The sequence below is a fragment of the Pseudomonas sp. EMN2 genome (genome assembly GCF_009650555.1).
GTDB classification, from domain to species: domain Bacteria; phylum Pseudomonadota; class Gammaproteobacteria; order Pseudomonadales; family Pseudomonadaceae; genus Aquipseudomonas; species Aquipseudomonas sichuanensis.
The window spans coordinates 100,316-113,643 of record NZ_VZZR01000018.1; the positions used below are offsets into that span (position 1 = coordinate 100,316).

Annotated in this window: 8 protein-coding genes; 5 read left to right on the forward strand and 3 right to left on the reverse strand. The window is 64.1% G+C overall.

The features are described 5' to 3' along the window. Position 1 precedes the first annotated feature (1 nt). Positions 2–4,126, reverse strand: coding sequence for a DUF1592 domain-containing protein (locus tag F6X61_RS07340; RefSeq protein WP_153786027.1), 4,125 nt, complete (start codon positions 4,124–4,126; stop codon positions 2–4). Between the two features lie 261 nt (positions 4,127–4,387). Between F6X61_RS07340 and F6X61_RS07345 the strand changes: the two genes are divergently transcribed. Next, positions 4,388–5,362: a serine/threonine protein kinase gene (locus tag F6X61_RS07345; RefSeq protein WP_153786028.1), complete on the forward strand. Its 975-nt coding sequence runs from the start codon at positions 4,388–4,390 to the stop codon at positions 5,360–5,362. Positions 5,363–5,426: 64 nt separating this feature from the next. Further along, on the forward strand, positions 5,427–6,314 hold the full coding sequence (rarD, locus tag F6X61_RS07350) for an EamA family transporter RarD (protein WP_153786029.1): 888 nt from the start codon (positions 5,427–5,429) through the stop codon (positions 6,312–6,314). Between the two features lie 263 nt (positions 6,315–6,577). Here the strand turns inward: rarD and F6X61_RS07355 are convergent, their stop codons facing one another. Further along, positions 6,578–7,096 carry a glycine cleavage system protein R gene (locus tag F6X61_RS07355; RefSeq protein ID WP_153786030.1) on the reverse strand — a complete coding sequence of 173 codons (519 nt, stop codon included), beginning with the start codon at positions 7,094–7,096 and terminating at the stop codon, positions 6,578–6,580. Positions 7,097–7,555: 459 nt separating this feature from the next. On the opposite strand from F6X61_RS07355, the gene F6X61_RS07360 reads away from it, so the two are divergent. Next, positions 7,556–9,733 (forward strand): malate synthase G, encoded by a 2,178-nt coding sequence (locus tag F6X61_RS07360; RefSeq protein ID WP_153786031.1) that lies wholly within the window; start codon positions 7,556–7,558, stop codon positions 9,731–9,733. Between the two features lie 94 nt (positions 9,734–9,827). Here the strand turns inward: F6X61_RS07360 and F6X61_RS07365 are convergent, their stop codons facing one another. Beyond that, a complete protein-coding gene (locus F6X61_RS07365) occupies positions 9,828–10,286 on the reverse strand; it encodes a PleD family two-component system response regulator (protein ID WP_153786032.1) in 459 nt (152 codons plus the stop codon). 209 nt (positions 10,287–10,495) lie between these two features. Between F6X61_RS07365 and F6X61_RS07370 the strand changes: the two genes are divergently transcribed. Together F6X61_RS07370 and F6X61_RS07375 are read left to right on the forward strand one after the other, a co-directional pair. Continuing rightward, positions 10,496–12,433 (forward strand): DUF294 nucleotidyltransferase-like domain-containing protein, encoded by a 1,938-nt coding sequence (locus F6X61_RS07370; RefSeq protein ID WP_153786033.1) that lies wholly within the window; start codon positions 10,496–10,498, stop codon positions 12,431–12,433. Next, positions 12,430–13,140, forward strand: coding sequence for a PolC-type DNA polymerase III (locus tag F6X61_RS07375; RefSeq protein WP_153786034.1), 711 nt, complete (start codon positions 12,430–12,432; stop codon positions 13,138–13,140). The genes F6X61_RS07370 and F6X61_RS07375 overlap by 4 nt, the downstream gene beginning before the upstream one ends. Positions 13,141–13,328: the final 188 nt, after the last annotated feature.

The window sequence follows — 13,328 nt, forward strand, 5'->3', positions numbered from 1 at the left end:
GTCAGTTCTCCTCGTGGCGGTTGAGGAACACAGGTGAAGTGGCCAGTTCGCGAATCATCTGGATCAGCGAGCCATTGTCCTTGAGCGACTCAGAGGCGGCCTTCAGGGTGCCCACGGAGCCGCCCGAAACCTTGTTGCCGAACATGAAGCGGAAGTAGCTGTCGGCCATGCAGGTCTGCGCCGTGCTGTTACCCGGCAGCAGGCGGGCAAGGTCGCGTACGTTGCCGACCGGCCCCCACTCCTCGGCGCCGGTGTTGCTGATGAATGGACCGGCCGCGTCGATCGGTACATTCACCGGATACTGGGCGTGGTTGTAGGCCTGTTCCTGGTCACGGTAACGTCCGGCAGCGTCGTAGTGCTCCATGCTCGAACCTGTGTCGTTCATGTACTTGTGGCACTGCCAGCAGCGTCCCTCGGACGCGTGCTCCCCGTTGACCAGGTCCCACCGCTCACGCGTACTGATGGCCTTGGGCGGGTACTGCGGCTCCACCGGGTCGGCATCCACCGGTGCACCGAACTCGCGGCACAGCAGCTGCTCGCGAATCATGATGCCGCGCTTGACCAGCGAGGTGACCTGGTAGTCGGAGTTGGCCGCCTGGGTGATGCCCAAGTGCAACAGCCCGCCGCGCTTGTCGTCCACTTGCAGCCGCTGCATACCGCTACCCGCCGGTTCCGCCAGGCCGTAATGCCTGGCCAGGCCCTTGTCGACGTAGGTATAGCCAGGGTTGAACAGAGCCTCGAACGAACCACCGTCGGCAATCACCTGCCCCACCAGCGCCGCCTGCTCGGCCTGCATGCTCTTGATCACATCCTCGCTCAGCCCGGGCTTTTCCTGGCTGCCACGATCGGTTTTCAGGTAGTAGCTGATGAAGCGGTTGAACTGTACGGCCCCCTGCGGTTCTTTCAGCAGCCGCTCGGCCACCGCACCGATTTGCGCGGGCGTTTCCAACTTACCCGCTTCTGCCTCCGTCATCAGCTCGTCGTTGGGGGTAGTGCCCAACAGTGTGTAGGAGAGCGCGGTTGCCCGCTCGTTAGCCGTCAATGGGTAACTGGCATCCTTGCCAGCGGCCACCCCAAGCTCGGAGCGGTAGAGGAAGTGCGGCGACAACAACATCGCGGCCACCAGCGAGGCCCGATCATGTTCGGCCAGCAAGCGCTCATAGCGACTGCGCTCATCACTGGTCAGCGGCCTGCGGAACACTCGGTGCCCCAGCGCCTCGACGCTCAGGTCGGCCACGCTGTTGCTGGCCTCCCTGGCCACTTTCCAGGCAACGTCGTACAGGGTCTTCAGGTCATCTGCCTGAATCACCCCTCGATCAGCCTCGCCGGGGTACTTGAAGTGTCGATCGAACTTGTTGGCAGGCAGTTCGTCGGCCTGCAACTCGACGCCGAACAGGTCACGCACGCTGTTGAGGTACTCGTCCCGGGTCAACAGGCGCAACTGGCGTTTGCCGTAGGCCTGGCCGGGGTCCAGGTAGCCGGCCCACAGGTCGTCGTAAAAGTAGTCGGCAATCTGCCCCGCGCACGAGGCGTCGCAATGACCGCGCACGCTCATGCCGCGAATCTGCTGCACCAGTGCCTCACGGCCCGCCAGGCTCCAGTTGATCGCCCGGTTGGCGTCCTGGAAATACTGCACGGTATGGCAATTGGAGCAGGTCGTTGCCACCAGTTGCTTGCCCAGCTCAGGCACGGCTTGATAGCGCGCCGTCACAGTGACCGGGTCCTTGCTCTGTACGACGATGCTCACCACCTGTTGGGTGGGTTCCGGCAACTGTCCCTGGTAGTAGGGGAAGTTGAAGGTGTGATCGCCCACCGACAGCAACAAGATCTCCTGACCGCCCCATGGCACGCTGACAGTCCGCGCGCTGCCGTTCTCGATCAGGGTAACCTCCCACTGCTCGGACACATTGCCACTGGCAGTGGGCCTGGCAGGTGCCACCAGGGTGGCCTGGATCGGTTCGAACGGTGGTCGCTCCATGTACTCCAGATCGATGCTCTGCAGCGCAGTACCATCGACCAGCGCTACCTGTGTCTCCCGGGTCTTCGGGATCAGCTCACCGACGTTGTCGAGTGTGATCGTGTAGTGCCCTGTTCCCAGGCCCATGATGAACAGTGGCTTGTTGCCCCACGCTACATCGAAGCGACGACGCCCCCCTTTGTCGTCGGTCAGCGTGCCGCTGATCATCAGCGGCCGCACTTGCTCATTGGGCGCCTCGGTCGGTCGCAGTTGCAGCGACGCCTTGCCGGTGAGCTGTCGTGGGTCGAAGGTGATGCGGTAAATCACGCCGGCCAGGTCGTCGGACACCAGCAGCGAGTTGTCGCCCAGCACCAACATGTCGGTTGGTCGTCCCAGGCAGGAATCATCCAGGCAATACACGTTGAACGCTTCCGTCGAGCCGCCCCAGCCGGTCACCAGCGGTATCTGGCTGACCACCTTGCTGTCGTTTTCGACGTTGAGCATGCGCAGCTCCATACCAGGGCTCGCTTTCAAGCCAGTGCCATGCACGGCCACCAACAAGCGCTCGTAGGTCTTGCCGGGTTGCGTATCGTTGTAGAAGCCCCTCCAGAACGCGATTCCCAACGGCGCGGTGTTGCTGCCGAGCTCATAAGCTGGGGCCCGGTAGTCCTCCGGCTTGAGCTGATGCAAGGGTTTGTCGGAGACGATTGCGCCGTCAGCCAGCGGTGGCGTGATCGAGCCAGGCTCCTGGTACTCTTGCGCCGTGAAACCGGGGGTGTCGCGCCCGTAGAAGTAAGGCACGCCGAAATGCAGTGGCTCACCCGCCTGCTGTTCCTTGGGGATCATGTTGATCTCGTCGGAGTTAGGGTAAGTGTCACGGTTGTTGTCACCGAACCAGAGGTTGCCTTGCTCGCCCCAGGCAAAACCCACGGCGTTGCGTACACCCTTGGCGATCACCTTCGACGCACCGGTCTGCAAGTCGTAGCGCAGCATGGTGCCATAGCGTGCGTCGGCCGGAATGATGCAGCTGTTGCAGGGGATACCGACAGCCGTGTACAGCGCCTTGTCGGTGCTGTCGAGGGGGTTGAACTGTAACGGGTGCTTCTGGTGCCAGATGCGCTGCCCTGGCCGCAGCAACGGGAAATCGCGGCCATCGGCCGGGAAGTCCAGCACCGCCTCGGGGCTGGCATCGCGGTAGTGCTGGTCGACGTTGCGCACGCGGTACAGCTTGCCGGACGTGGAGAAGTACAGGTCACCGTCGCGATACACCACGCCATGCGGCTCTTCGAGCCCGCTAGCCAGTACGTAGATGCCCGTGGGCTTGCCGGCATCGTCCAGCGGCAACGCATAGATGGCGCCAGCGGTCTTACGTTCGTAGAGATACACCGGAATTGCGCTGGAGCCCACATACAGCACCTTGTTGCCCATGGCCATTTGCCGGGGCTGGAACAACCCGGTGGCGAACAGCTCGATCTTCACGCCCGGCAGGGTCACCAGTTTCTGCAGATCGAGCGGCTGGCGGAACTTGACCGCAAAGACCTTCTGCTCGGGCTCTCCCTCCTTGAACTCGATCTGATCCGGCGTGGTCAGCGGCAGGTAGCCCTGCGCCGCATTCACGATCAGGTCGTAGCGGCAAGGCTTGAGGTCGCTCAGGGTCAGCTCCTCGGTGGACATGGCCGAGAACGGAATTTCCTCGCCCTTGCAGCGCAGCAGGCCAGTCACCTGCAGGTTGCGCTCGTTCTGCGGGCCGACACCCTTGGCCGTGGTCTTGAACGGCACCTTGCCGACAACGGTCTCGAAGGACAGTGTCAGGCTGTTGACCTTGGGTTGCGCGACGCACTCGCCGAGGTCGCCCCAGGCATTGGGCCAGATTTCTTGTCCATTGTGCTTGGAGCCAGGGGCGTAGGGGATCTGGTTGCACCACCCCGCCACCTTGCACTCGTAGGCATGTTCCTGGCCGGCATGGTTGGTATTGGTGACCAGCGCCCCAGTGGCGTACTTGCCGGCGTTCTCTGCAGGAAGTGAAAAACGCTCGGCCTGGCACTGTTCTGGTGTCGCCTGCAGATTGGGCTCGGGTTTTATCGAGGTCCGAGCTGTGTAAGCCAGATAGCCCATCACCAACCCAACGACCAGCAATAACGCAAGGCAGAACGCAACTAGACGGCGCATGGAGCTTCTCCAAGTCGAAGCCACGCATCATGACGTGGCGACTGCCCGGTACCTGGCCCTCCAGCTGGACCGACCGGGGTCTGACCGTTCGAACGCTACGACCTGGCTGCGCGAGCGATTGACCTGCACGCTAAATCAGTACGCCGGATGTGGGTACTGGCAAAAATGTCAGGTAAGCCACCGCCGCGCCCTCCAGCAGGCGATGAGCCCGGGCCGGATGCGCTACCATGCGCCTACGCTGTCCCCGTGCCTGGAGCCCCCATGTCCCACCCCTTCGACACCCTCACCCCCGACCTCGTGCTCGATGCCGTGGAAAGCCTGGGTTTTCTCAGTGACGCCCGGGTGCTGGCACTCAACAGCTACGAAAACCGCGTGTACCAGGTGGGCATCGAGGACGCGCAGCCGCTGATCGCCAAGTTCTATCGCCCTGGGCGCTGGAGCGATGCGGCCATCCTCGAAGAACACGCCTTCAGCGCCGAGCTGGCCGACTGTGAAGTACCTGTGGTGGCGCCGCTGCAACACGAAGGCCGTTCTCTGTTCGAGCACGGCAGCTTCCGCTTTGCCCTGTTCCCGCGCCGTGGCGGCCACGCCCCGGAGCCCGGCAACCTCGACCAGCTCTACCGCCTTGGCCAGTTGCTCGGGCGCCTGCACGCCGTCGCCGCCACCCGGCCGTTCGTGCACCGCGAACACCTGGCGGTGGATAACTTCGGCCATGCCTCGCTGGACACCCTGCTGGACGGCGGTTTCGTCCCTCGAGAATTGCTGCCGGCCTTCGAGTCCGTGGCCCGCGACCTGCTCAAAAGAGTCGAGGACATCTACGCCCGCACCCCTCACCAGACCATCCGCCTGCACGGCGACCTGCACCCCGGCAACCTGATGCACCGCGACGAGGCCTACCACGTAGTCGACCTCGACGATTGCCGCATGGGCCCGGCGGTACAAGACCTGTGGATGATGCTCGCCGGCAGCCGCGAAGAGCGCCTGGGCCAGTTGGCCGAACTGATCGACGGCTACAACGAATTCCACGATTTCGACCCGCGCGAACTGGCCCTGATCGAGCCACTGCGCGCCCTGCGCCAGTTGCACTACAGTGCCTGGCTGGCGCGGCGCTGGGACGACCCGGCGTTCCCGCCGAGCTTCCCCTGGTTCGGCCAGCCGCGTTACTGGGGCGACCAGATCCTCGCTCTGCGCGAACAGATGGCTGCGCTGGATGAACAACCGTTGAAATTGTTCTAGAAGCGCAGCCGCCTCTGCCTACAATAGGCGTCGCGTTATTTAGCTACCTAAGCAAGGATTCTGCATGCACGCCGCCAACCCGCGCCGCGGGTACCTTCTGGGCCTCGGCGCCTACATAATCTGGGGCCTGTTCCCCCTGTACTTCAAAGCCATCCAGAGCGTCCCGGCGGTGGAAATCATCGTCCACCGGGTGCTGTGGTCGGCGCTGTTCGGCTCGTTGTTGCTACTGGTGTGGAAACACCCCGGCTGGTGGCGCGAACTGCGCGACAACCCGCGCCGCCTGGCCATCCTGGCCCTGAGCGGCACGCTGATCGCCGGCAACTGGCTGACTTACGTCTGGGCCGTGAACAACGGGCGCATGCTCGAAGCCAGCCTTGGCTACTACATCAACCCGCTGATCAACGTACTGCTGGGCATGCTGCTGCTCGGCGAGCGCCTGCGCCGTCTGCAATGGCTGGCGGTAGGGCTGGCGGCATTGGGTGTGGCACAGCAGGTGTGGCAGGTCGGCAGCCTGCCATGGGTGTCGCTGGCACTGGCGCTGTCGTTCGGCTTCTATGGTTTGATTCGTAAACAGGCGCCAGTGGCCGCGTTGCCGGGGCTGGTGGTGGAAACCTGGATGCTGGTGCCATTGGCCATCGGCTGGCTGCTGCTGCACCCTGCCGCCAACAGCGCCAGCCTGGACTTCTTCAATAGCAGCGAAGCGCTGTGGCTGATCGCCGCCGGCCCGGTGACCCTGGTGCCGTTGGTGTGCTTCAACGCCGCCGCCCGTCACTTGCCGTACACCACCCTGGGCTTCCTGCAGTATCTGGCGCCGACCCTGGTGCTGCTGCAGGCGGTGCTGCTGTTTGGCGAGCATTTGTCGCCGAGCACGTTGATGGCTTTCGCCTGTATCTGGGCGGGCCTGGCCGTTTACAGCGTCGATGCCTGGCTCAGTTTGCGCAAGCGCGGCTGATCAAATAATGCTCAAACCCCTGCAGGCCATGCGGTGCGTGGCCTGCAGCAAGCGCTCCAGAGGTTATCCACACCCTCGTCCCCGTGGTTTGTGCACAAGCTACTGATTAGTGGATGTTTTTTGCTCAAATCTCGCCAGGCCTTGCCGTTACTGGCCTCCAGCGTAGCGCCCCCAGGTTATCCACAGGAGCGTCCCCGTTAAATCGGGATAACCCGATCACGGGGGCACTTGTGGGAGCGGGCTTGCCCCGCGATGGCCTGCAGTCAATCCTCCGGCCGCAACTTCAACTCCACCATCAAATCATCCGCCAGGCTCTCCAGCCGCTTCTGCAAATCATCCAGCGACAAGGTCAACGGCAACGCCAGCAGGGCATCGGCATGGAACAGCGGCTCGCTGCTCATCGGCGCCGGCCTTACCTCGGTGCTCAAACGCTCGACGTTGACCCCTTGCTCCGCCAGCAAGCGGGTGATATCACGGACAATGCCCGGCCGGTCGTTGCCCACCAGCTCCATGGCGATCGGCCTCCAAGTGCAGGACGGCTCGATGCCGCTCTCGGCGATCAGCACGCGAATATCGTATTTCGACAGTTTATTGAGCGACTCGACCAGTTCGTCGTAGTTCTCTGCAGGCACCGCCACCCGCAGGATCCCGGCGAACTGCCCGGCCATGCGCGACATGCGGCTCTCCAGCCAGTTGCCGCTGTGATCGGCGATGCACTGGGCAATGCGTTCGACCTGCCCGGCCTTGTCGGGGGCGATCACGGTGAGTACGAGATGGTCCACAGGCCACTCCTTCAGGTTCGGTCAGGGCCGTGTCAAACGGCCGAACAACAGGGACCGAATCAGTATAGGCAAGGCGCGGCAACCTGCCGCAGGACAGTCTCGCCGACCAATCGTGTACTGTTTCAAGATTTATCTGGAACAATCCACCTGTTTTTTGCGAACATACTCTCTCCCGGCGTGACCATACGCGACTTATCGGTCACGCAGCGACGCTTTTAGTCTGATGTTTACCTGCCTGCTGCTTCATGTAGTATGCGTCGACGCGGACTACAAAGCGTCGTTTGGATGTCTGCCAAGGCGCCTGTGAAAATACGCGAACCGCCCGCCAGCCAGTCTGGCGAGCCGCACCCAGCCGCGCTCGCCCAGCGAGTGCATGCACTGGTGCCGTGTTTAGAGAAGCGCTACAGGCTTAATACAGAAGAGCGAAAGCGAAATAGCTGAGCAGAGGTGAGGCAAGCAATGACTGGATACGTTCAAGTCGGTGGCCTTCAGGTCGCCAAGGCCCTGTACGACTTCGTCAATAACGAAGCGATCCCTGGAACCGGCATCGAAGCCGAAAAGTTCTGGGCCGGGGCGGCAGAGATCATCAAAGACCTCGCTCCCAAGAACAAAGCCCTGCTCGCCAAGCGCGACGAGCTGCAAGCCAAGATCGATGCCTGGCACCAGGCACGCAAAGGCCAGGCCCATGACGCCGCAGCCTACAAAGCATTCCTCCAGGAAATCGGCTACCTGCTGCCACAAGCAGACGATTTCCAGGCCACCACGCAAAACGTCGACGAAGAAATCGCTCACATGGCCGGCCCACAGCTGGTGGTGCCGGTGATGAACGCGCGTTTCGCCCTGAACGCCGCCAACGCCCGCTGGGGCTCGCTGTATGACGCGCTGTACGGCACCGACGCGATCAGCGATGAAGGCGGCGCTGAAAAGGGTCAGGGCTACAACAAGCTGCGTGGCAACAAAGTGATCGCCTTCGCCCGCGCCTTCCTCGACGAAGCCGCGCCACTGGCGGCCGGCTCCCACGTCGACTCCACCGCCTACCGCATCGAAGCCGGCAAGCTGGTCGTGGCCCTCAAGGGCGGCAGCAACAGCGGCCTGCGTGACGACGCCCAACTGATCGGTTTCCACGGCGATGCCGCCGCACCGACCGCCGTGCTGCTCAAGCACAACGGCCTGCACTTCGAGATCCAGGTCGACGCCAGCACCCCGGTCGGCAGCACCGACGCCGCCGGCGTGAAGGACATCCTGATGGAATCGGCGCTGACCACCATCATGGACTGCGAAGACTCGGTCGCCGCCGTCGACGCCGCCGACAAGGTGATCGTCTACCGCAACTGGCTCGGCCTGATGAAAGGCGACCTGGCCGAGAACGTGAGCAAAGGCGGCAAGACCTTCACCCGCACCATGAACCCGGACCGCGAGTACGCAGCCCCCAACGGCGGCAGCGTCACCCTGCACGGCCGTTCGCTGCTGTTCGTGCGCAACGTCGGTCACCTGATGACCAACCCGGCGATCCTCGACGCCCAAGGCAACGAAATCCCCGAAGGCATCCAGGACGGCCTGTTCACCAACCTGATCGCCCTGCACAACCTCAACGGCAACACCAGCCGCAAGAACACCCGCAACGGCAGCGTGTACATCGTCAAGCCGAAGATGCACGGCCCGGAAGAAGTGGCCTTCGCCGCCGAAATCTTCAGCCGCGTCGAAGACCTGCTGGGCATGAAGCGCAACACCGTCAAGGTCGGCATCATGGACGAGGAGCGCCGCACCACGGTCAACCTCAAGTCCTGCATCAAGGCCGCCGCCGAGCGCGTGGTGTTCATCAACACCGGCTTCCTCGACCGCACCGGTGACGAAATCCACACCTCCATGGAAGCCGGCGCCGTGGTGCGCAAGGGCGCCATGAAGAACGAGAAGTGGATCGGCGCCTACGAGAACAACAACGTCGACGTGGGCCTGGCCACCGGCCTGCAAGGCCGTGCGCAGATCGGCAAAGGCATGTGGGCCATGCCCGACCTGATGGCCGCGATGCTCGAGCAGAAGATCGCCCACCCACTGGCCGGCGCCAACACCGCCTGGGTGCCATCGCCGACCGCCGCCACCCTGCACGCCCTGCACTACCACAAGGTCGACGTGCAGGCTCGTCAGCGCGAGCTGGCCCAGCGCACCCCGGCTTCGGTGGACGACATCCTGACCATCCCGCTGGCCGCCGACACCAACTGGTCGGCCGACGAGATCCGCAACGAGCTGGACAACAACGCCCAGGGCATCCTCGGCTACGTGGTGCGCTGGATCGACCACGGCGTGGGCTGCTCGAAGGTGCCGGACATCAACGACGTCGGCCTGATGGAAGACCGCGCCACCCTGCGCATCTCGGCCCAACTGCTGGCCAACTGGCTGCGCCATGGTGTGGTCACCCAGGAGCAGGTGCTGGAAAGCCTCAAGCGCATGGCCGCGGTGGTGGACAAGCAGAACGCCGGCGATGCCCAGTACCGCCCGATGGCGCCGAACTTCGATGACAACATCGCGTTCCAGGCAGCGATCGAGCTGGTGGTTGAAGGCGCCAAGCAGCCGAACGGCTACACCGAGCCAGTGCTGCACCGTCGTCGCCGCGAGTTCAAGGCGCGTAACGGGCTGTAACTAGCCAGCAACGCATCGCGGGGCAAGCCCGCTCCCACGCCCAATCCTGAAAATGGGGTAATGGCGTGGGAGCGGGCTTGCCCCGCGATCGTTTTCAACCCTGCTCCAGTTTCAGCTCCCGCTTGACCAGCCCAAGCAACGCCTGCAACTTGTCGCCATCCAGGGGTTTCACCAGAAAGTCCACCACGCCCAAGTGCATTGCCTTGACGGCCTCGGACACTTCCGACTCCCCAGACACCACAACGATCGGCAAGTCAGCCCGCGTCGACGCCCGGATTTGCTGGATCAACTCCAGGCCATCCTTCGGCTCCATGCGCAAATCAGTGATCATCAGCGCAATCCGACGCTCGTAATGCAGCTTCAACATTGCCTCCTGCGCGCCGTCGGCGGTCATGCAGTCGATGCCCCGGCTTTTCAGGTACAAGCTCAGCGCCTGGCTGTTCACCGGGTTGTCATCCACCACCAGTACCACCGGTTTGGGCGCCACCGGCGCGCTCACCACGGCCAACGCCTCACGCTCGGCGTCACTCAGAATGTCGTCATGCTCAGCCATGGTCGTCTCGTCGAAAATCTCGCTCAAACCTTAAGACCCTAAACCCATACCACCCGGTTCGCCTTTCGTCGGGGCCTTGCCATCAGTGCCTCTAGACTTACGTCCAATGGGCACCAAAAGGCGGCCAGCCGACCATGGAGGCCGAGAACAACAAAGCCGAGCCCTATAGATAGATATATATAGTTCGGCGTAGCGAAACGGTCAGTTTCATGAGCAAAAAGGACGCCTACACCCAGGCCGGCAGGACAGCAGTGCAGCAGAACATCCAGGGCACCCTGCAGTTGCTGCAGCGCTTTGCGCCGTTCAACCAGATGGAACAGAGCCACCTGGCCTACCTGGTGGAACAGTGCCAGCTGCGCTTCTACGCGGCTGGCGAAAGTATCATCAAGCCCAGCGACGGCCCGGTCGAGCACTTCTACATCGTCAAGCAGGGCCGTGTGGTCGGCGAGCGCCAGCACGTCACCCGGCCGGGCACCGAGACCACCTTCGAGATCACCGGCGGCGAGTGCTTCCCGCTGGCCGCGCTGTTGGGCGAGCGCGCCACCCGCACCGAGCACCTGGCAGGCGAAGACACCTTCTGCCTGCAATTGAACAAAGCCGCGTTCATCCGCGTGTTCTCGCTGTCCGACGTGTTCCGCGACTTCGCCCTGCGCGGGGTCAGCAGCCTGCTCGACCAGGTCAACCAGCAGGTGCGCCAGAAAGCGGTCGAGACCTTGGGCACCCAGTATTCGCTGAACACCCCGCTGGGCGAACTGGCCATGCGCCATCCCGTGGTGTGCAGCCCCGACACGCCCCTGCGCGAAGCGGTGCGGCTGATGCACGAGCAACAGGTCGGGAGCATCGTCATCGTCGACCCGCAACGCTACCCCACCGGCATCTTCACCCTGCGCGACCTGCGCCAGGTGGTGGCCGATGCCAGCGCCGAGCTGACTGCGCCGATCGAACGCTACATGACCGCCAAGCCGTTCTACCTGAGCCCCCAGGCCAGCGCCTTCGACGCCGCCATGGCCATGACCGAACGGCATATCGCCCACGTCTGCCTGGTGGACAACCAGCGCCTGTGCGGGGTGATTTCCGAGCGCGACCTGTTCTCCCTGCAACGGGTCGACCTGGTGCACCTGGCGCGCACCATCCGCCACGCCCCGCGGCTGGACAGCCTGGTGTCGCTGCGTGGCGAGATCGGCCAACTGGTCGAACGCATGCTCGCCCACGGCGCCTCCTCGACCCAGATCACCCAGATCATCACCCTGCTCAACGACCACACCGTGTGCCGGGTGATCGAACTGGCCATCGCCGAGCGCGGCGACCCCGGCGTGCCGTTCAGCTGGCTGTGCTTCGGCAGCGAAGGCCGCCGCGAACAGACCCTGCACACCGACCAGGACAACGGCATCCTCTTCGAAGCCCGCGACCGCGCCGAAGCCGACGCCATCCGCGCCAAGCTGTTGCCGCTGGCCCAGTACATCAACCACAACCTCGCCCAGTGCGGCTTCACCCTGTGCAAGGGCAACGTGATGGCTGGCAACCCCGAGCTGTGCCTGTCGCGCAGCGAGTGGGCGCGGCGCTTCGCCGGCTTCGTGCGCGAGGCCAGCCCAGAGAACCTGTTGGGCTCGAGCATCTACTTCGACCTGCGCGTGGTGTGGGGCGATGAACAGGGCTGTGAACAGTTGCGCCAGGGCGTGCTGGAGCAGGTGGCCGACAACCGCATCTTCCAGCGCATGATGGCCGACAACGCCCTGCGCCAGCGCCCGCCGGTGGGGCGCCTGCGCGAGTTCGTGCTGACCCGCCAGGGTGACGACAAGGCCGCCACCCTCGACCTCAAGGTGCAGGGCCTGACGCCCTTCGTCGACGGGGCGCGGCTGCTGGCCCTGGCCCATGGCATCAAGGCCTGCAACACCCTCGAGCGCCTGCGCGAGCTGGTCGCCAAGGGCGTCATCGACGCCCTCGACGGCGCCGCCTTCGAAGAGGCCTACCACTTCATCCAGCAGACCCGCATGCAGCAGCACCAGCGCCAGACCCGCGCCAACCTGGCCTACTCCAACCGCCTCGACCCGGACAGCCTCAACCACCTGGACCGGCGCATCCTGCGCGAATCCCTGCGCCAGGCCCAGCGCCTGCAAAGCAGCCTGGCCTTGCGGTACCAGCTATGAACCTGTTCGCCTGGCTGCGCCCACCGGCGCCCACGCTGGACGAGCACCTGCGCCAGCGCCTGGCCAGCCTGCCTGGGCCTGCGCCACTGGCCGTATGCTCGCTGCGTGAGCAGCGCTGGGTGGTGCTCGACCTGGAGACAAGCGGCCTGAACCTCAACCGCGACCAGGTGCTGTCGATCGGCGCGGTGGCCATAGAGGACGGTGCCATCGACCTCGGCCAGCAGTTCGAGCGCACCCTGCACCGCCCCGAGCAGAAGACCAACGCCAGCGTGCTGATCCACGGCCTCGGCCCCAGCGCCCTGGCCGCCGGCAGTGACCCGGCCGAAGCGTTACTCGACCTCATGGCGTTCATCGGCGACAGCCCTGTGCTGGCCTTCCACGCTCCATTCGACCAGCACATGCTGGCGCGAGCGCTGAAGGACAGCCTCGGCCTGCGCCTGCAGCACCCGTTCTTCGATGTGGCCGAGCTGGCCCCCATGCTCAACCCCGACACCGTGTTGCGCGAGGCCGGGCTGGATGACTGGATCGCCCGCTTCGGCCTCGAAGTCCCCGCGCGCCACCATGCCAGTGCCGACGCCCAGGTCACCGCCGAGTTGGCCCTGATCCTGTTCAGCCAGGCCCGCCGCCAGCAGCTGGACAGCCCATTGCAGCTGGATCAGCGCCTCAAACAGTGGCGTCGGCGCAAAGTGCAAAGTCACGGACTGTAGGAGCGGCCTTGTGCCGCGAAAGGGCCGCGCAGCGGCCCCAGGATCTCGGCATCATGCAGAATCGCCGGGGCTGCTACGCAGCCCTTTCCGGCCGGTCCGGCGCCCCGGCAAGGCCGCTCCTATACAAATCATCGGCAACCCACCAACCGTAATGGCAATCCGATAAGCGTCAATTGCGTCCCCACCCC

Excerpts from the sequence above, each read along its gene's own strand:
- F6X61_RS07340 (WP_153786027.1), bottom strand. The coding sequence starts at position 4,126 with ATGCGCCGTCTAGTTGCGTTCTGCCTTGCGTTATTGCTGGTCGTTGGG.
- F6X61_RS07345 (WP_153786028.1), top strand. The coding sequence starts at position 4,388 with ATGTCCCACCCCTTCGACACCCTCACCCCCGACCTCGTGCTCGATGCC.
- rarD (WP_153786029.1), top strand. The coding sequence starts at position 5,427 with ATGCACGCCGCCAACCCGCGCCGCGGGTACCTTCTGGGCCTCGGCGCC.
- F6X61_RS07360 (WP_153786031.1), top strand. The coding sequence starts at position 7,556 with ATGACTGGATACGTTCAAGTCGGTGGCCTTCAGGTCGCCAAGGCCCTG.
- F6X61_RS07365 (WP_153786032.1), bottom strand. The coding sequence starts at position 10,286 with ATGGCTGAGCATGACGACATTCTGAGTGACGCCGAGCGTGAGGCGTTG.
- F6X61_RS07370 (WP_153786033.1), top strand. The coding sequence starts at position 10,496 with ATGAGCAAAAAGGACGCCTACACCCAGGCCGGCAGGACAGCAGTGCAG.
- F6X61_RS07375 (WP_153786034.1), top strand. The coding sequence starts at position 12,430 with ATGAACCTGTTCGCCTGGCTGCGCCCACCGGCGCCCACGCTGGACGAG.